This window comes from Massilia sp. CFBP9012 (assembly GCF_034045115.1).
Classification (GTDB): Bacteria; Pseudomonadota; Gammaproteobacteria; order Burkholderiales; family Burkholderiaceae_D; genus Telluria.
Genome location: NZ_JAXCWM010000015.1, coordinates 113,180 through 131,946 on the forward strand (window position 1 = coordinate 113,180; position 18,767 = coordinate 131,946).

The window sequence follows — 18,767 nt, forward strand, 5'->3', positions numbered from 1 at the left end:
GCTATCATCAGGCAATGAGAATTCTGCAACATCGGCACGTTCGCCGGGGGCTGGTCCGCCAGGCAAGGTCGTTGCTGCCGTCAATCGCGCTGTCGATCGCGTTGGCGCTGGCACTGGCGCCCGCATCGTCGGCGTCCGAGGCGGCGGAAACCGGACACGAAGAGGCTTCCGACCGCCTGGAGCACCGGCGCTGGCTGTCTTCCGATGGCGGCCCCAGCCAGGTCGGCGCGATCGCCCATGCCGCCGACGGCTATCTCTGGCTGGGCACCAACGATTCACTGGTGCGCTTCGACGGCCTGCGCTTCCGGCGCCAGCATCCCGGCGCGAGCGGGGCGCCTGCCATCGTTTCTTCCTTGTTGTCGCAGGGCGATGCCCTGTGGGTCGGCTTGCGCGGCGGCGGCGTGGCACGGGCGCGGCCCGGCGCGGCTCTGGCGCGCGAGCGCGGCCCGGGCGCCCCGGGCGGCGTGGTATTCGGCCTGGCGCAGGACCGGAGCCAGGCCGTCTGGGCCGCCGCCGAGGATGGTCTCGCGCGCCGGGCGGACGGTGCCTGGCGGCGCATCGGCTTCGAGGACGGATTCGACGAGGCCAGTGCAAGCGCCGTGTTCGTCGACCGCGACGGCGTGCTGTGGGTCGCGGGCGCGCACAAGCTCTATTACCTGGGCGACGGCGCGCAGCGCTTCACCGACACCGGCCTGCCGGTGGCGGGCGTGAGCCAGATCGCCCAGGCGCCCGATGGCGCCATCTGGCTGAGCGAACGCCATAGTGGCAAGATCCACCGCGTGGCGCTGGACGAACGCACCGTTTCCTTCGCTTCCGCACGGCTCGCCGCGCCGGCGAACAGCCTGGTGTTCGACGGCGCCGGTGGCCTGTGGCTGGGCACGGCCGGCCGCGGCCTGCTGCACGTGGCGCATCCCGACGGCGTCGCGGCGCTGGCCGGCGCCAGCCGCTTCACGGCAAGGCAGGGCCTGAGCTCGGACTTCGTGTGGCGGCTGCACCTGGACGGCGCCGGCAATCTGTGGGTTGGCACCAATGCGGGCCTGGACCGTTTTCGGCCGCGCGTCCTGGCGCCGTCGGCCTTCCCGGCAGATGCGCTGAACGTGGCGCTGGCCGCCGGCGCCGATGGCAGTATGTGGGGCGGACCGGGCAGCGGCTCGGCGCTGCGGCTACAGGATGGCCGCGTGCAGGCGCTGGCCATGCCGGCGCCGGTCAACAGCGCCATCCGCGACGCCGAAGGCGGCGTCTGGATGGCCGGCCCGGCCGGCATCTGGCGCGCCCGACATCCTGCGCAGCGGCAGCTGGACTTCGTGGCCGACCTGCCACCCGGCGCCGCCGGCCAGGCGCCGGTGCGCGCGATGGCGCGCGATGCGCAGGGCGTGCTGTGGGTTTCGGTCAACAAGGTCGGCCTGTTCCGGCTCGAAGCCGATGGCTGGGCGAAGGTAGCCGGCACGCCGCATGGCGCCAGCCAGCGCATGCCGGTCAGCGCGCTGGCCGCGCCCGACGGCTGGCTGTGGTTCGGCTATCGCGACGGCCTGCTCGAAGCGCGCCGCGACGGGCGCACGCTGCGCTGGACGCAAGCCGATGGCCTCGGCGTCGGCCACGTTACCGCGCTGGCCCACCATGCGGCACGCACCTGGGTCGGCGGGCAGCACGGGCTGGCCTACGTCGAGGCGGGGCGCCTGCGCCGCCTGCCGCTGCCTGGCGACGGCGTGTTCGACAATATCTACGCCATCGTCGCCGTGCCCACCGGGGACGGCCTGCAGGCCGACCTGTGGCTGCATGCAAGAGCCGGCATCTTCCAGTTCCCTGCCGCCGAGTTGCGGCGCGCGATGGCCACGCCCGGCCACCGCATTCGCTACCGCTCCTTCGACGCCCTGGGCGGCCTGGCCAACGACCCGCACCAGGTGCTGCCCTTGCCGACCGCCGTGCGCGCCGCCGACGGCCGGCTGTGGTTCTCGACGGGCGGCGGCGTGGTGTCGCTCGACCCGGCGCGCCTGCCGCCGGCCGAACCGGGGCCGGCGGTCGAGATCGAGGCGGTCAGCGTCGACGGCGCCAGGCTCGCGTCCGATGCGCCGCTCAGCCTCGGGGCGGGAGTGCAACGCATCGCCATCGACTACACGGCGCCGAGCCTGGCCGCGCCGGAGCGCCTGAGCTTTCGCTACCGGCTGGACGGCTTCGATACCGACTGGGTGGACGCCGGCCGCGCGCGCCAGGCCATCTATACCGGGCTGGCGCCGGGCGCCTACGTTTTTCGCGTCATCGCCCTGAACAAGGATGGCGTGCCGAGCGCGCGCGAGGCCGTGCTGCCGCTGCGCGTGGCGCGGGCCTTCTACCGCCATCCGCTGTTCCTCGCGGCGGCCGGCCTGCTGCTGCTCGCGGCCCTGCGGATGGTTTACCGGACCACCGCACGCCGCGCGGCCGAGCGCGTGCGCGACCGCCTGCAGGAGCGCCACCGCGAACGCGAGCGCATCGCACGCGAGCTGCACGACACCTTGCTTCAGGGCGTACATGGACTGGTGCTGCGCTTCCAGGCGGCGGCCGACATGCTGCCTCCCGGCGCCCCCGCCCGGGCGCAGCTGGAGCAGGCCCTGGCGCGCGCCGACCAGGTGCTGGTCGAAGGCCGCGACCGCGTGCGCGCGCTGCGCGGAGGGCCGCTCGATACGGGCGAGCTGCACGAAGCGCTGGCGGCAGCGGGCGAGGAATTGGCCGCGCAGTGGACATGCGGGTTCGCGTTCACGGTCGGCGGGACGGTCAGGCGCCTGCAGCCGGCCATCCTGGACGAGGTCTACCGGATCGGCCACGAAGCGCTGCGCAATGCCTTCGCCCATGCCCGGGCGGCGCAGGTGACGGTGGACGTGACCTACCGGCGCGCCGCCTTCGTGCTGACGGTGGCGGACGACGGCTGCGGTATCGACCCGTCCTGGCTCGATGAGCACGGCCGGCCCGACCACTGGGGCTTGCTCGGCATGCGCGAACGCGCCGAGCGCATCGGGGCCAGGCTGGACATCGACAGCGGCGCGGGACGGGAAGGAGGGCGCGGCACACGGGTGGTGCTGACGCTGCCGGCACGCATTGCTTATCGTCGCCGCCCGTTCTGGCGGCCGAGCTGGCTGCGCGGCGCCTGAACGAAGCGCTTATCGGCTTCCTGGACGGGTTGGGGGCGCTAGCCGCGCTCTCGCAGCACGCGCTCGAGCGTGCCCAGGTCTTCGAAATGGATGTGAAGGATGACGACGGCTGATTTGCCCATGGTGCGGGCTTTTCTGAATTATGTCATAGGACAAAGTCCGGCACGATGACGAAGTCCCGGCGTGGAGGTCGCCGGGCCAGACCAATGGCAGGGGTGCGCCGCCGGCCCCGATCTGCTATCGTCGTCGGCACCAGAAGGAGGAGGCCGGATGTACTCGAGCGCGACGAACAAGTTCCTGTCCCTTGCCTTTGCGCTTGCGCTGGCCCTGGTCCTGCCTGGGGCGTTCACGGTGCGCGCGGCCCCGGCCGACGCGCAGCCGGTGCACATGATCGTGCCGCTCGCGCCCGGGACCACCGCCGACCTCGCGGCGCGCCTCATCGGCCGCCATTTTTCACAGGCGCTGGGGCGGCCGGTGGTGGTCGAGAACCAGCCTGCAGCCTCCGGCGTGCCGGCGACCGCGCAGATCGTGCGCGGGGCCAGGGATGGATCGGTGCTGGGCATGGTGGCCTCGAACCACGTCATCAATCGCGCCATGGGCAAGGCGCTGCCGTTCGATCCGCTCACCGGCGTGGCGCCGATCACCGTGATTGGCAGCTTTCCGCTGGTGCTGGTGGCGATTCCCTCCTTGCCGGTGCAAGGCGCGCAAGACCTGATCGCGCTGGCCAGGGCGCAGCCTGGGGGCCTCAATTATGGCTCTGGCGGCACGGGCAGCCTGCTGCACCTGGCCGTCGAACTGCTGCGCGCCGAGGCGGGCGGCTTCGACGTCCAGCACGTGCCCTATAACGGCACAGCGCAGATGACGGCCGACCTGCTGCGTAAGCAGGTACAGTTCGGCTTTCTGTCGGTGACGGTGGCGACGCCCCTGATCCGCAGCGGCAAGCTGCGCGCCCTGGGTGTGTCGACCCGCGAGCGCTCGGCCTTCCTGCCGGGGGTGCCGACGCTGGCCGAGCAGGGCTTGCCGGGCTATAGCTTCGATGCCTGGCTGGCGCTGGTGGCGCCGGCCGGCCTGCCGCCGCAGCTGGTGACGCGCTACCATGCGCTGGCGCGCGAGGCGCTGGCCTCGACCGAGGTCCGGGATGCCCTGGCGCGGCAGGGGATGACGTTCATCGGCAACAGCCCGGCGCAGGCGGCCGCCTTCCTGGCGTCCGAACTGGACAAGCATACGGCGCTGGTCAGGCATTCCGGGGCGGCGCTGGAGTAGCAGGGCACTCGTGCATCCGGCCGGGACGGCGCAGCGTAACTATCCGGGAACGCTGCACCCCTCCCACTTCCATGGAAAGCACGATGAACAAGCCATCCCGACACGTCGCTCACGCCAATGAGGCCGCGCACCCGGTCCTGCTGTATTCCTGCCTGAGCGCCCTCACGACCCTGCTGGCGGCGCTGCTGCTGGCCGCCGCCAGCACCAGCGCGAGCGCACAGACCGACGCCACCGCTACTGCGAGCGCCCGTCCGCCGCGCTATGAAACCCTGCCCGCGGTGCCGCCGCTGCCGGCGCTGGCCGAGCAGGGCCACGTCGAGCATGCGGGCGCGCGCATCTGGTACGGCATCGTGGGCCATGGCTCGCCCGTGATCCTGCTGCATGGCGGCCGCGCCAGCAGCCTGGGCTGGGGGCACCAGGTGCGCGCGCTGGTGGCGCGCAAGCATCGCGTGATCCTGATCGACAGCCGGGGCCATGGCCGCAGCACCCTGGGCGAGCGGCCGCTGTCGTATGCCTTGATGGCGCAGGACGTCGCGGCGGTAATGGACCGGCTCGAGCTGCGCCGCGCCGCGGTGGCCGGCTGGAGCGACGGCGCCATCGTCGGCCTGGAACTGTCGATGCGCCAGCCGCAGCGCGTGAGCCGGCTGTTCGCCTTCGGCCCCAACGTCAACCAGCGCCACATCGAGGCGCCGCTGCCGTCGCCGGTGCTGCCGCTGATCGGCCCGCGCCTGCGCGCCGACTACGAGGCCATCGCCCCCGATCCGCAGGGCTTCATGCGGCTGGGCGACGCGGTGGCGGCGATGCAGGCCAGGGAGCCGGACTACACCGACGCGCAGCTGGCGGCGCTGCGCGGCCCGGCGATCGCGATCGCGGCGGCCGACCACGACGAATTCATCACCATGCGCCACTTCAAGTACGCGGCCGCCGCCATCCCCGGCGCGCGCCTGCTCGTGCTGCGCAAGGTCAGCCACTTCGCGCCGTGGCAGGATCCGGCCGGCTTCAACGAAGCCCTGCTCGACTTCCTCAATCACTGACCCGGCCGGAGGATATGCGATGAACAATCCGCATCTCGACCGCACGCTGGACCCAGGTCTGTGCAGCTGGGTGGCGTCGGCGAACGCCCCGGACACCGACTTCCCGATCCAGAACCTGCCGTTCGGGCGCTTCCGGCGCAAGGGCGAACTGGCCTGGCACATCGGCGTCGCCATCGGCGACCAGGTGCTCGACCTCGAACGCGCCGGCCTGCTGGCGGACGCCGACATGAACCGCCTGATGGGACAGGGAAGGGCGGCGCGCGAAGCGCTGCGCAGCGCCGTCTCGCGTGGCCTGGCCGAGGGCAGCGCCAAGCGCGAAGCCTGGCTGGCGCGCGCCGCCCTGGTGGCCCAGGTCGATGTCGAACTGGGGCTGCCGTGCGCGATCGGCGACTACACCGACTTCTATACCGGCATCCACCATGCGACCGCGGTCGGACGGATGGTCTTTCCCGACAGTCCACTGGGTTCCAACTACAAGTGGGTGCCGCTGGCCTATCACGGCCGCGCTTCGTCGATCGGCGTCTCCGGCCAGCGCTTCCACCGTCCGCACGGCCAGGCGCTGGCCCCGGGCGCAGCTGCAATCGAGCCCGTGCTGGGCCCGTCGACCTGCGTCGATTTCGAGCTCGAACTCGGCGCCTTCATCGGCAAGCCGAATGCGTCCGGGGCCCGGGTCGCGATCGGCGACGCCGAGGAACACCTGTTCGGCTTTACCCTGCTCAACGACTGGAGCGCGCGCGACATCCAGGCCTGGGAATACCATCCGCTCGGGCCTTTCCTGTCGAAGAGCTTCGCCACCACCATCTCGCCCTGGATCGTCACGCCGGAAGCGCTGGCGCCGTTTCGCGCGCCGTCGTCGCGGCCCGAGGGCGACCCGGCGCCGCTGCCGTATCTCGACTGCGCGCGCAACCGCGAGCTCGGGGCGATCGACATCACGCTCGAAGTATGGCTCCAGAGCGCGGCCATGGCGCGCGCCGGCCTGCCGCCCGAACGCCTCATGCGGTCGAACTACCGCGACGCCTACTGGACCGTGGCGCAGATGATCGCCCACCATGCGGTAGGCGGCTGCATGCTGCGCAGCGGCGACCTGCTCGGCACCGGCACCTTGTCAGGACCGCAGCCGGAGCAGGGCGGTTCGCTGCTCGAGCTGGGCGCCGCCGGGCGGCGCTCCCTGGCGCTGTCGAATGGCGAGACGCGCCGCTGGCTCGCGGATGGCGACACCGTCATCCTGCGCGGCTTCTGCGAGCGGCCGGGCTACCGCCGCATCGGTTTCGGCGAATGCGCCGGGACCGTGCTGGCGGCCATGCCGATGGCGCGCGCCTGCGGCGCCAGGTAGCGCGGGCAAGGCTTGCCTAAGTTATTGAGAATGGGATATCATTATCGAATTCCCGTGATACTCCGAATTCCCCGATAATGAAAATAAAGCTGCTTCCCCTGGCGCTGGGCCTGTCCGGCCTCGCGCCCGCCGTCCATGCCGCCGACCCCGCCATCGTGATGGGCGAGGTGCGCGTTAGTGCCCAGCGCGACGCCGGCGCGCTGCGCTCGAGCACCGTCCTGACCTCGGTCGATGTGCTCGGCGCCGACAAGATCGAGGACAAGAATGTGAGCAATAGCTGGGAGCTGGTCGGCCAGTTGCCCGGCATCCAGCTCACCGAAACCCGCATGGGCGCCGAATCGGGCAAGGTGACGTTCCGCGCCTTCAACGGCGAGGGCTATATCAACGGCATCAAGGTGCTGATCGACGGCGTTCCCAGCAACGTCAACAGCGGCAACCAGCGCTTCATCGACATGATCTTCCCGCTGGAAGTCGACTACATCGAGGTGGTGCGCGGCACCAACGACCCGCGCTACGGCCTGCACAATATTGGCGGCAACATCAACTTCGGCACGCGCCAGGGCGGCAACTATCTCGACGGCCGCTTCACGGTCGGCAGCTTCAATACCCGCGAGGCCCAGCTGGCCTATGGCAAGGAAGCCGATGGTTTTTCGCAGAACTATTTCTTGGCCAAACAGGACACCGACAGCTACCGCCGCAATCACGGCGATTCCGACAAGTACTCGGTCGGCGGCAAGTGGTTCCTGACCTCGAAAGACAAGTCGCTGACTGGCGGCGTGGTCCTGCGCACCTACCGCCACGACGCCGACGAGCCCGGCTTCCTGACGGCCGCAGAATTGGCCCAGGACCGGCGCCAGTCGCCGGCCAAGAATGCCAACGACTTCACCGAGCGCGACATGCACCATGCGAGCGCTCACCTGGACTGGCAGATCTCGCCAAATGCCTTCCTCAGTAATAAGCTGTACTACAACGAGTACAAGGACGACCGCCGCGTCACCTTCACCAGCAACCCGGCCGGCCATGCCCCGCGCCAGCGCCGCCTGTGGGACGAGCAACAGCTCGGCTTCATGAGCACGCTGACCTGGCGCGCCAGCGAGCGCGTGACGGTCGATGGCGGCGTCAACACCGAGCGCCAGGACAACGGCTACAAGCGCCAGCGCTATCTGTACGCGCTTCCGAGCGACTTCAGTACCCCGGCCGCGATCCAGAACGACGACCGCTACAAGCTCAACAACGTTGGCGCCTATGTGCAGGCGGTCATCAAGGCCAGCGACACCCTGAGGATCGTCCCGGGCTACCGCGTCGACCGCTTCACGGGCAGCAGCTCGCTGCCGGGCGTGGCGGCGGCCGGCCAGACCGCTGGCTTGCAGGACTATGGCTGGATCAAGCAGCCCAAGTTCAGCATGGTGTACAGCCCGGCCAAGGACGTGAGCGTGTACGGCAACTGGGGACGCACCTTCCAGATCCTGACGGGCTCGGTCGGCCCGGCCTACCTGGTGCCAGGCCAGGCGCCGTTCGACGCCTCGGTCAATACCGGCAAGGAAATCGGGATCAAGCTAAAAGCCAGCGCGCGCAGCGATCTGCGCCTGGCGATCTGGCGCCAGGACGCGACCGGCGAAGTGGCGAACATGCCGGCCACCGGCACCACGGTCGGGCTGGGCGAGACGCGGCGCGAAGGCATCGACCTGCAATTGTCGGGCAAGGTCACGGACAAGCTCGAGTTGTGGGCCTCGCACTCGCTGCAAAAGGCCGAGGTGGTGAGCGCCTTTGCCGCCGACGGCGTGTCGCTGGCGGGCAAGGAAGTGTTCTCGACGCCGCGCCACATCAGCAATGTGGGCCTCGACTATCACCCGTCCGCGCGCTGGCATCTGGGCGTGCAGGGCCGGGCCCAAGGCAATTACTTTATCGATAGCCCGAACGAGCTGGGCAAGTACGGCGGCTTCGTGCTGTTCGACGCCAACGTGCGCTATGCGATCACATCGCGGGTCAGCGTCGACGTGCAGGTCAAGAACATCGCCGACCGCCGCTATGAATACGCGTGGTACGACAATTTCTTCTGGCCAGCGAGCCAGGCGCAGCCAATGTATTCGTCGGGCAATGGACGGGCGGCGTATGTCTCGCTGAACGTGAAACTGTAGTTCCAGAACTTGCGTTCAGCCGGCGAATCGATTCCTTCGCCAGCCTGAAAACGTCGTCCCCGCGCAGGCGGGGACCCAAGTTTACACGCATAGCCACTTAATTTTTTTTAAGCGGTTCGTATAAATACTTGGGTCCCCGCCTGCGCGGGGACGACGTTATTGCGCGGGCAGTAGCCACGCGCCTGGTGCAGTGGTTTTAGCCGACCTGGCTGCCCAGCGCCGCCTCGTAGCGGCGTTCGACTTCGGCCCAGTTGATGATGTTGAAGAAGGCCGCGATATAGTCGGGACGCTTGTTCTGGTATTGCAGGTAATAGGCGTGCTCCCACACGTCCAGGCCCAGGATCGGCGTGCCGCCCGACATGCCGGCGAACTCGCCCATCAGCGGGCTGTCCTGGTTGGCGCTGCTTTCGACCAGCAGCTTGCCGTCCTTGCCCAGGGTCAGCCAGGCCCAGCCGCTACCGAAGCGGGTTTGCGCGGCCTTGGTGAAGGCGTCCTTGAAACGGTCGAAGCCGCCGAGATCGTCCTCGATGGCCTTGGCCACCTTGCCGGAAGGCTGGCCGCCATCCGGGCTCAGCACGGTCCAGAACAGCGCGTGGTTGGCGTGGCCGCCGCCGTTGTTGCGCACCACGTTCTGGATGTTCTGCGGCAGCGCGCCGATATTGCCGATCAGTTCTTCGACCGGCACCTCAGCCAGGCTGGCCTCGGCCAGGGCGTTGTTGACGTTGGTAATATAGGTCTGGTGGTGCTTGGTGTGATGGATTTCCATCGTGCGCGCATCGAAATGCGGCTCGAGGGCATCGTAGGCGTACGGCAGTGGCGGCAGTGCATAAGGCATGATCATTCTCCGTTCAGATGGTTGGGAACACTGTTCCGGCATGAAACGTTGCACCGGGACCGGTCGGTCCCGCGGTTTGCATGGTCAGGTCATATTAAACAACCTCAAGCGTGCTTGAGGTCAAGTGGAATGCGCGACCCTCTCGATCGCGCCGTTCCGGCGACGTGCCATGCGGGCAAAACCGGCAAGAAAGACGGGGCGCGCGGCTGCGCACCCCAGGGACGACTTACCGGGCGCCTGGTCCTGTCCAGAATACCAGCATCCCGAGGATGCTGGCGCGCCAGGTGAGCGTGAAGGCGATCGTCAGCGTGGCGCCGGCCAGCGCCATGAACCATACCAGCACCGCGATCGATGGCGAATCCACCGTCAGGCAGAGGACCAGCGACAGCAGCAGGGCCGCGGCGCCGCCCAGGCGCAGGGTCTTGACCAGGGCTGGGGAGAGAGGCGCCGCACCCCTTGCCTGGGTCCAGTGCACGTCCATGGACAGGGCGAACCAGCCCATGCCGGCCAGGGAGGCCAGCAGGGCGAACAGCAGGAGCAGTGCATCAGGCATGACCGGCCTCCAGGGTCACGTTCTTGACCGCCAGCGGGCGCGCTTCGCGCTGGCGCAGCTTGCGCGCGGCCAGCACCGCCAGCGCGGCGCCGGTGAGCATGAACAGGTCGGCGCCGGCCACCGGCCAGTAGCCGGCAGCGATGGTGCGCAGCAGGTGGTCGCCGGTGGTGATCCAGTTGAGCACGGGCGCCGTCACCGCCAGCACGGCGATGGCCAGGCACTGCTCGCGCCAGGCCGGGGCCAGGCGGCCCTCAGCCACCGCGGCGGTGCGCCAGAAGGCGTGTGCGCCGGCCACGATCCAGCTGCCCCAGAACAGGTATTTCTCCATGGCGCCGCGCAGCGGCCAGCCGGCCGGCATGACGTCCGGCAGCAGGCGGTTGGCGATCAGCATGCACAGGGTGGCCACCAGCATGCCGGTGACGACCGTGACCGACATCGCGTCGACCACGCGCGCGCCGCTCACGCCCTGCTTGGCGTGCTGGCGCTTGCGCTTCTCGACGAAGAAGAACAGGCCGGTGGCGATGCAGGCCGCGCCCGACAGTCCACCCAGCACATACAGCCAGCGCAGCAGCCAGTGCTTGAAGTGCTGCAGGTGCAGGCCGGTCAGGAATTCATTGATGCGCGCCACCACGGTCGGCGGCGGATCCTCGCGCAGCAATTCGCCGGTGGACGCCTTGAAGTGGATGCCTTCGCCGGTCAGCTGGACGCGGTCGGTGCCGGCGCGGTAGACGCTGACATAGCTGTTGGCGTCGCCCACGTGCTGGATGTTCAGGTAGCCGACGTCGCCGGCCATGCCTTTGGCGGCCCAGCGGCGCTGGGCTTCGGCCACCATGGCGTCGACCGAGGCGATCGGGGCCGCCACGCCGGCACGGTCGTGCGGCAGGCCGGTTTCCTTCGATTCCATCAGTTCGTGGCGGTCGTGCAGCGGGGTCAGCTGGGTATGCGTGACGGGGAAATAGATGTAGGCGAAGATCACCAGGCCGGTAAACGCGAAGAAGAAGTGGAAGGGCAGGGCCACGACGCCGGTCAGGTTATGCAGGTCGAGCATGCTGCGCTGGGTGCTCTTCTTCGGACGGAAGGTGAACAGTTCACGGAAGATCTTGCGGTGCATGATGACGCCGGTGACCAGGGCCATCAGCATCATGAGGGCCGAGAAGCCCACGATCCAGTAGCCGACGTTCTTCCAGTCGAAGGTCAGGCTGTAATGCAGGGGATAGAAGAATTCGCTGCCGATCTTGAGGCGATCCACCGGCAGGGCATCGCCCGTGCGCGGGTCGACCGTACGGTTGGCCCAGATCGCCGTTTCGTGGTCTTTCGCATTCGGTACTTCGTAGCCGGCGAACAGCAGCAGCACCGGATCGCGGTGGGTGGTATAGGCGCCCCAGCTGCGCGGCGTGTCGAAATGGGCCGGCAGCGGGCCGTTGGCCAGCGGCGCCGTCATGGCGCGGGCGGCGGCGTCGGGCTGCATTTCCTTGAAGATCGGCGCCAGCATCTTGTCGAACGACGGCATCGGCTGCGGTTCGTAGCGGGTGTCGGGGATGGCCCAGCGGTCGATCTCGCGGTCGAACACGGACAGCGAGCCGAAGAAGAACACGACCATCAGCACCAGGCCCAGCGCCAGGCCGAACCAGGTGTGCAGCCAGGCCATCGTGTGGCGGAAATTGGGGAACATATCAGACCCCCGACGCGATGATCAGGCTCTGCAGCCACCAGGCCACCGCGCTCATCAGCGCGCCGCCGCCCACTAGCACCAGCGCCACACGGCGCAACCCCTGGGTGGCGAAGGCCACCAGGAAGGCGGTCAGGAAGACCAGGAAGCCGATGATGTAGGACAGGTGCTCGGCATCGTGGAATTCCATGCCGAGGCTGTACAGCAGGGCGATGCCCAGGGCGACGACGCCCCAGGTGAAGGCGTAGCCGCCGAGGATGGCCACCGCGGTGCGCGTGGCGATATGGCGGGGCGTGAGTGTGAGTGAGGTCATGGGCGCGCTGGTTGGGCGTGGCAGAATGAAAAGCTGTAAATGCGACAGCAAATGATAATCATTCTCATGATAGATGCATCACGCCGCCTTGACAAGCAATCGCGCCGATTTTGAACGCGGCCGTGGCAGGCAGGCGTCGGGCGCCGCGCGGCCATTGTCGAGCAGCTGGATTTCCATGTTGTCGATCTCGTAGGAACGGAACTCGAACGCGTCGCGGCTCGGGAGTTGCAGGAATTCGGTCTTGGTTCGGGAGCGACCGCCCGATTCGACGTGGTAGTCGTCGCCGCTGATCAGCTTGCGCAGCGAGGTCACGTCGCGATTGACGACGGCCTGGGCGCGGCGCCGTGCCGTGCCGCCAGCGCCATCTGGGCCGCCACGCGCTCGGCCGCGCTGCCGACGATGACGCCAGCAGCGTGCGCAGGTCGGCGAAGCGCCAGGTGACGCCACCGGCGGTGTGGGTGGTCTGGCTCATGGTGGGAGCGATGGTCCGGATGGGATCATCTTGCCACAAGCCGGCGCGGTTCAGCGCAGCAGGCAGTCGGCCAGGCTGCCGAACGGCGGCCGCAGGAGCGGGACGATGCGCTGCATCGAGAAAGGTGCATCTTGCCACAGTTGCGGGCAGGCGCGTGTTGGCCTAAATTCTTTCCGAATGTAACTAAAACGTCACAGATAAACTGGTACGGACCAGTATAATCGTCGTCGATCTGTCCCTTGTCTGGACAGGGATCGCACATGGATCTTCATGCGAGGGGTACGATGGCGGATGGTGACCTGGACGTATCGACGAACGATGCAGCGGCGGCCCCGACCGGCCTGCCAGTGGGGATGCCTTGAACGGGCGGCGCTGGGAAGTGCTGTGCTGCGGGACCGAAGCGCGGGCGCGTGCCAGCGCCGCGGCACTGTCGCGCATTGGCCGCCGCGCTGCGGCGCTCGGGAAATCCGCGCCGGACGACCCAGCGCTGGCGGGATTGCTGGTGCAGGCCGATGTCGCCTACGTCGCGGCGATGGACGATGAGGACCTGCCAGCGCTGGCGCGAATTGCCGAGCAGGCCGGCGCCGCCGGGACGGTGCTGGCGCTGGATGCCGACGCCCTGGCGCCCGATGATGCGGTGGCGCTGGCCGACATTGTGTTCTTCGACGAGGCCGCATTTCGCTGCCGCTTCGACGCGTCGCCCGGTCCGGCGGCCCTGCGGCGCGCACTGGCGCTGGGCCCGCATACGGTAATGGTCACGCTGGAAGGTGCGGGCGCGATGGCGGCCTGCGCCGCCAGCTTTGCCCAGCAGTCCGCCATGCGGCCAGGGCGCACGGAGGCGTTCCATGCGGCGTTTCTCGACGCCTGGCTCGACGGCGTCGCTCTGGACGAGGCCCTGATGCGCGCCGGCGCCCTGGCTGGTCAGTCCGGCGCCGGAGGCAGGTTGCGGTAGACCTTCAGCGCATACGCCCGCGCCTTGGCCGGCGTCGGGCTGTTGTACGCGCCCACGGCCAGCCACGGGTCGCGCAGCCGCTGCAGGTTCTGGGCCAGGATCCAGCTGCCCACCTGCAGGCTCACGCAAGGGTCGTACAGGTGCTTTTCTTCGATGCCGTGGCGCTTGAGGAGCGGGAACCAGCTGCTGTTGATCTGCATGAGGCCCACGTCGTAGCTGCCGTTCCTGTTGCGGTTGATGGCGCGCGGGTTGATGCTCGACTCGGTTTTGGCGATCGCGTACAGCAGGCGCACGTCCACGCCGTAGCGCCTGGCGGCCGCTTCCCAGCAGGCGTGGGCGGGTGTGCAGGCCAGTATAGCGGCGAACAGCAGCAGTGAGAACAGGCGGGCGCGGATCGTCATGGCGTCAACAGTCCATTCAGGTAGCGAAACTGGTTGTGCGGCGACTGGCAGCTCAGCGTGACGCCATTCGCGTCGCGCATGGCGGTGCCGATCGGGTACAGCCTGCCGTAGCTGCCGTCGGGCCTGGGCTTCTGTCCCGGCAGATTGCAGGCCGTGCCGGCCACGATGGTCTTGCCGTCCACCCAATTGGCGCCGGATTGCGCGCCGTTGCGGGCGTCGAACTCGCGGCCCCGGACGATGCCGCTGGCGCGCACGTCGCGCCCGGCATCGATGGTCCCGGCGGCGGCGACGGAACCGGCGTCCAGATGGCCGCGGGTGGCGAGCGTGCCGGCGCGGGCCTGGGACGGAACCTCGAGGTGACCGTTCTGGTCAACCGCCAGCGCCTGCCAGGCGTTGCCGGCGCGGGCGACGTAGGCGCGGCCGGTATCTGCCGTCATCCGCACATCGCCCGGCGCGTCGCCGGCCGGCAGGGCAGCGTGGCTGGCGCTGGTCTCTTTCCATGTGCCGCCGGCGCGCTGGCGTTTCCAGACGCCGTTCGCCGCGCAACTGAGCAGGTCGCGCTTGCTATCCAAAGCGATGGCCGGGGCGGTACCGCAGGCCTGGCCGACGGCAGCCACGGCGCCGCCGCCCATTGCCAGCGGCGTTTCCAGCACATTCCACGGGGCCTCGACGGCGGGTCCGCGGCGCGCCAGGAAGTCGGGCGCCCCTGCGCCGGTCCCCAGCGGCTGGCGCAACAGGCTGACCAGCCGCCCGGGCGCGATCGGGCCGGCCGGACAGGCGCCAGCGGCGAAGGGCTGAAGGCTGGCCGTATCGAGTGTCCAGGCGCCAAAGGCGCCACGCGCGCGCAAGGGCGCAGCGGGCATCAGATAGCCTGCGCCGGGGCCGGCACTGGCGGCCATCTCGGCGAGATCGGCCGGATCTGGCTGTTGCCCCCCGCTGGCACTGACCAGCGCCTCGACCTGGCTCCCGTTGCTGAGCAGCAGCACACAGGCGGCATGACCGTAGACGTTCACCGGCTCGAAGCCGGGCGCGAGGTAGCCGGCGGCCAGGAGCTGGTCGAGTGGAAGCGCGATGGCGACGCCCGCCGCGAGTTCGCCGGCCAGCAGGTCGCGCCGCGCTTCCAGATAGCGCTGGGTCGCCGCCGCCAGCTCGGCGTGGCGGCGGGCGCCGTCGCGCAGGCGGGCGCGTTCCCAGTCCTGGCCCAGGATCGGCAGGATGGCGCCGGCCAGCAGCGCGCCCAGCACGATCACCGCCAGCATCTCCAGCAGGCCGAAGCCGCCCTGGGGCGCGCCCCTCATGGCGTCATGCCGCCGCTCTGGTAGCGGAACTTGTGATCCTGCTCGTAGCAGATCATGGTGGTGCCGTGCTTGTCCGGCAGCTGGCTGCCGACCGGGTAGATGATCGAGTTGCTGGCCGTCGGGATATGACAGTCGCGTCCAGCCCAGGCATAGTTGCCGTTGTTCGGGTCACCCGTGCCGCTGAATTCGAAGACCGGCGAGATGAAGAAGCTGTCGGCCCACAAATGGTAACCGTAGACGCCTTCGGTCGCTTTCACCTCCTTGGCGCGCACATCGATGCTGACGTTCATGTCGCCGCCCACCTCCGCGTGGCCGATCACCTTGCCGCTGCCGGCAGTCAGGCGGTTGGGGACCTCCAGATTGCCGTTCTGGTCGATCGCCAGCGCCTTCCAGCCGCTGCTGCCGTGCACGAAGGCGCGTCCCGTGTCGAGCGTGACCCGCACCGCGCCATTCGGTTCGTCGGTCAGCGCGAGCAGGGCGCCGAAATTCGCCACCGGGTCGCGCCAGGTGTCGTTGCCGCTGTTCTTCCATCGTTTTTCTGGCCCGCAGGTGACGATATTGCGCTGTTCGTCGATGGCGATGCGGGCGGCGTCGCCGCAGGCCGCGCCGTTTTGCACGAGGGCGGCGCCGGCCATGCGCAGCGGAGCATTCATCTGGTTCAGTTCGGGCCGGCCCGGCACCGCGCCGCGGTACAGGAAATCGGTCGGCAAGGCGGCGCCGGCGTCGGCGAACAGGGCGGATGCCAGGCGTCCGCCGGCGGCGGCGGTGCCGGTGCAGCTGCGGTTGGTGTAGGCGGCCAGCGCGGCGGCGTCCAGGCGCCAGCTGCCGAAGGCGCCGCTGGCTGCCGGCCCCGGCGCCGTCGGGTCCAGCTTGATGGCGCCGCCGCCGGCGCCGGCATGTGCTGCGATATAGGCGAGCGCGGCGTCACCGATTGCCTCGCCGCCTTCGCTCGCCGCAAGCGCAGACAGCGCCGCGCCGGCCCGCCGCACGAGCAGGCAGGGTGTCTGGCCATAGGGATTGGTGTCGCTGAAGCCGGCCGGCAGGAAGCCCGCGCCGGCCGCCTTCAGCGCGGCCAGGCCGACAGCCACCGTGCCGCCGGCGGCTTGCTGGTACAGGGCGGCCTGGTTGGCACGCAGGTAGAGCGCTGCGGCGGCGGCGAAGCGCTGCTGGTAGCCGGCCGCATGCTGGCGCCGCAGGTCGTCCAGCAGGCGCGCGGTCAGCGTCGCGACGCCGGCCGCGACCAGCGTGGCCAGCGCCAGCGCACCCAGCATTTCGACCAGGCCGAAGCCGCGTGTCCGGCTGATTGGCTTCATCGCGCGGCCTTCAGTAGCGGTGCGCCAGCCAGACCGGCGCGCCGGCCTTCAGCGCCCCGTTCGGAATGGCGGGCAGCGTCACCGTGGCGCCGGCATGTGCGGCCGGATCGATGCGTCCGGCGCCGGGATTGGCGCGGCCGGCCAGCTCGGATCCGTGCGCCAGCTGCGCCAGGTCGGCCGCGATGTCGACAGCCGGCAATCGGGTGGCGTAGACCGCGATCACGCCGCCGGCGTCCACGTGGTTGCTCCACAGACCCGGGTCCGGGTCGGCATACCAGGTCGGCAGCGACAGCTGGGCTTTTGGCACCGTGCCTGCAAATGCCGGGTGCTCGTGGGCATAGCGCACCACGGCGTCGCGATAGACGGCCATGCTCGATGCCAGGGCCGCGCCGTTGCCGGCCAGGGCCAGGGTCTGGTCGTCGTTATGTTCCTGCATGGCGTACAGGCCGCAACTGCCGGCCAGCGCCAGGGTCACCCATCCGGTCCACATCAGGCACGCTCCCTCAGGTCGAAGACGCCAGCCGGAGCGCGCAACAGATTGTTCACCTGCTGCTGCATGGCCTGGCGTAGTTGGTCGAAATGGCCGTCGCGCAGCAGCCGGCGCGCTTCGGGCGCGCCCTGCAACTGCAGGAATTCGGTCTCCAGGCGGCGCGGCTGGCCGGCCTGCACCGGCTCCGGCGCCTGCGGCAGGCGTTGGTGCAGGATGCCTGCCAGGCCATCGGCGAGCAGCGCGCGCGCCGCGCCCTGGCCAAGATGGGCGTCGGCCATCGTGTGCAGACGGCCGAGCGTACGCACCGCGTCTTCGCCGACCATGGTGGCGATCACCAGCCGGCCTTCGCTGCTGGCGCGCAGCACCTCGGCCGCCACCCGCGGCTCGACGATCTCGTGCACCAGCACCATGCCTGCGCCCCAGCGTGCGCTGTCGCGCAGCCGGTCGATGAAGCCGCGCGTATCGCGCCCGCCCACCGTCTGGTAGCAGATGCCGTCGCCGTGGGCGCCTTCGAGCGGCAGCTCGGCCGGCACTTCGGCTGTGACGGCCACGCCCCCGAATTCCGCCAGTCTCTCCTTGACCATCGCACAGGCGGTGGTGGTCTTGCCCATCTTGGGTCCGCCCGCGATCACGAACAGTCCTCCCAGGCCGGGGTCGAGCATGCGCCGCACGTAGGCCGGCGGAATGCCGAGTTCGGCCAGGCTGCCGATGCTGCCCGCGAGCTTGCGCAGCACGAACATGGCGCCACGCGGCGTGGGCATCACGGCCACACGGTATTGGGCCTCGTCGTGTTCCTGGCGGAACTCTGCGGCGCGGTCCGGCAGGGCGTCCAGCGTGGCGCGGCAGGCCGCGAGAAGGCGCGCGCAATCCTGGCGCAGCGCTGCGTCGGGCGGAAGCGGCACCACGCGCGCGCCGGGCAGCGCGCAGTAGCGGTCATCCAGGGATGGATGGCCGAGATACAGGTCGGCGAAGGCGAGATGCTTGAGACTGGACATAATCGGGCGGGTAGCGTTGGCGGAGGCGGCAGGCGGGATCAGGTGGCGGTCCAGGTGATCTCGTTCTCGCCGGCGGCGCACGAGGCGTTCGCGGTGGTCGGCGTGATGGGGAAGGCGACAATGTCGTTGGTCGCATTGACCTTCACCTTGCTCCAGCCGCTGGCGCCGCTCAGGATCGAGATGCAGGCGTCCTGCGGCACGGCGGCATACTTGATCTCGAAGGCGGAGGTGGCGCCGGTGATGGTGACCGCGCCGTTCCAGGCGTTCTTCACGTCGTTGTTGTTGACCGCGAGCGTGGCCGGCAGCACGCGCGACTTGATCGCCTGCTCGGTGATCGCGACCTGTCCGTAGCTGGCTGCCTGGCCCATGTAGAGACGCTTGATGCCGGTGCGGATCGACACCACTTCCTCGATGGTGCGGTTGGCCTGGGCATTGCCGAAGGCGCTGCCGAGCATCGAGACCGCGCCCAGCACGACGATGGCGGCGATGCCGAGATAGGCGATGATCTCGAGCAGCGAGGCGCCCCGCTGGCGGCGTGCGCGCGGGACAATGTGGGCGTTGTGCGGTTGCTTGTTCATGCTGTCGT

General features: G+C 69.4%; 17 protein-coding genes. 6 read left to right on the forward strand and 11 right to left on the reverse strand.

The genetic code is table 11. The features are described 5' to 3' along the window. Window positions 1-71: 71 nt before the first annotated feature. From SOM61_RS22520 to SOM61_RS22540, 5 genes are all read left to right on the forward strand, one after another. On the forward strand, window positions 72-3,122 hold the full coding sequence (locus tag SOM61_RS22520) for a two-component regulator propeller domain-containing protein (RefSeq protein ID WP_320476151.1): 3,051 nt from the start codon (window positions 72-74) through the stop codon (window positions 3,120-3,122). Between the two features lie 270 nt (window positions 3,123-3,392). After that, window positions 3,393-4,385: a tripartite tricarboxylate transporter substrate-binding protein gene (locus SOM61_RS22525; protein ID WP_320476152.1), complete on the forward strand. Its 993-nt coding sequence runs from the start codon at window positions 3,393-3,395 to the stop codon at window positions 4,383-4,385. Between the two features lie 83 nt (window positions 4,386-4,468). Continuing rightward, window positions 4,469-5,419 carry an alpha/beta fold hydrolase gene (locus SOM61_RS22530; protein ID WP_320476153.1) on the forward strand — a complete coding sequence of 317 codons (951 nt, stop codon included), beginning with the start codon at window positions 4,469-4,471 and terminating at the stop codon, window positions 5,417-5,419. A 19-nt stretch (window positions 5,420-5,438) separates the two neighbouring features. Further along, the gene (fahA, locus tag SOM61_RS22535) at window positions 5,439-6,752 is read left to right on the forward strand and encodes a fumarylacetoacetase (RefSeq protein ID WP_320476154.1); all 1,314 of its coding nucleotides are present in this window, start codon (window positions 5,439-5,441) and stop codon (window positions 6,750-6,752) included. Window positions 6,753-6,829: 77 nt separating this feature from the next. Beyond that, on the forward strand, window positions 6,830-8,890 hold the full coding sequence (locus tag SOM61_RS22540; protein WP_320476155.1) for a TonB-dependent receptor: 2,061 nt from the start codon (window positions 6,830-6,832) through the stop codon (window positions 8,888-8,890). A gap of 196 nt (window positions 8,891-9,086) precedes the next feature. Here the strand turns inward: SOM61_RS22540 and SOM61_RS22545 are convergent, their stop codons facing one another. The 5 genes from SOM61_RS22545 to SOM61_RS22565 form a co-directional block, all read right to left on the reverse strand. Then, entirely contained in the window at window positions 9,087-9,725 is a 639-nt protein-coding gene (locus SOM61_RS22545) for a superoxide dismutase (RefSeq protein WP_320476156.1), read from the reverse strand. 226 nt (window positions 9,726-9,951) lie between these two features. After that, window positions 9,952-10,278, reverse strand: a complete 327-nt coding sequence (locus tag SOM61_RS22550; protein ID WP_320476157.1) for a DUF3325 family protein — start codon at window positions 10,276-10,278, stop codon at window positions 9,952-9,954. Beyond that, window positions 10,271-11,950 (reverse strand): PepSY-associated TM helix domain-containing protein, encoded by a 1,680-nt coding sequence (locus tag SOM61_RS22555; protein ID WP_320476158.1) that lies wholly within the window; start codon window positions 11,948-11,950, stop codon window positions 10,271-10,273. Before SOM61_RS22555 ends, SOM61_RS22550 begins: the two co-directional genes overlap by 8 nt. A 1-nt stretch (window position 11,951) precedes the next feature. Beyond that, entirely contained in the window at window positions 11,952-12,260 is a 309-nt protein-coding gene (locus SOM61_RS22560) for an iron uptake protein (protein ID WP_320476159.1), read from the reverse strand. A 78-nt stretch (window positions 12,261-12,338) separates the two neighbouring features. Then, complete coding sequence (locus SOM61_RS22565; RefSeq protein ID WP_320476160.1) at window positions 12,339-12,572, reverse strand: hypothetical protein; 234 nt, start codon at window positions 12,570-12,572, stop codon at window positions 12,339-12,341. A 518-nt stretch (window positions 12,573-13,090) separates the two neighbouring features. Here SOM61_RS22565 and SOM61_RS22570 point away from each other — a divergent pair. Continuing rightward, window positions 13,091-13,684 carry a hypothetical protein gene (locus SOM61_RS22570; RefSeq protein WP_320476161.1) on the forward strand — a complete coding sequence of 198 codons (594 nt, stop codon included), beginning with the start codon at window positions 13,091-13,093 and terminating at the stop codon, window positions 13,682-13,684. Here SOM61_RS22570 and SOM61_RS22575 read toward each other — a convergent pair. The 6 genes from SOM61_RS22575 to SOM61_RS22600 are packed head-to-tail and all read right to left on the reverse strand — an operon-like array spanning window position 13,654 to window position 18,759. Beyond that, entirely contained in the window at window positions 13,654-14,085 is a 432-nt protein-coding gene (locus SOM61_RS22575; RefSeq protein WP_320476162.1) for a lytic transglycosylase domain-containing protein, read from the reverse strand. The two genes, SOM61_RS22570 and SOM61_RS22575, sit on opposite strands and share 31 nt — an antisense overlap. Further along, on the reverse strand, window positions 14,082-15,383 hold the full coding sequence (locus SOM61_RS22580) for a type II secretion system protein (protein ID WP_320476163.1): 1,302 nt from the start codon (window positions 15,381-15,383) through the stop codon (window positions 14,082-14,084). The genes SOM61_RS22575 and SOM61_RS22580 overlap by 4 nt, the downstream gene beginning before the upstream one ends. After that, complete coding sequence (gene pilV, locus SOM61_RS22585) at window positions 15,380-16,696, reverse strand: shufflon system plasmid conjugative transfer pilus tip adhesin PilV (RefSeq protein WP_320476164.1); 1,317 nt, start codon at window positions 16,694-16,696, stop codon at window positions 15,380-15,382. Before pilV ends, SOM61_RS22580 begins: the two co-directional genes overlap by 4 nt. Before the next feature lie 10 nt (window positions 16,697-16,706). Further along, complete coding sequence (gene pilM / locus SOM61_RS22590) at window positions 16,707-17,186, reverse strand: type IV pilus biogenesis protein PilM (RefSeq protein ID WP_320476165.1); 480 nt, start codon at window positions 17,184-17,186, stop codon at window positions 16,707-16,709. Continuing rightward, window positions 17,186-18,181 carry an ATPase, T2SS/T4P/T4SS family gene (locus SOM61_RS22595; RefSeq protein WP_320476166.1) on the reverse strand — a complete coding sequence of 332 codons (996 nt, stop codon included), beginning with the start codon at window positions 18,179-18,181 and terminating at the stop codon, window positions 17,186-17,188. The genes pilM and SOM61_RS22595 overlap by 1 nt, the downstream gene beginning before the upstream one ends. A 38-nt stretch (window positions 18,182-18,219) precedes the next feature. Beyond that, a complete protein-coding gene (locus tag SOM61_RS22600; RefSeq protein ID WP_320476167.1) occupies window positions 18,220-18,759 on the reverse strand; it encodes a type 4 pilus major pilin in 540 nt (179 codons plus the stop codon). Window positions 18,760-18,767: the final 8 nt, after the last annotated feature.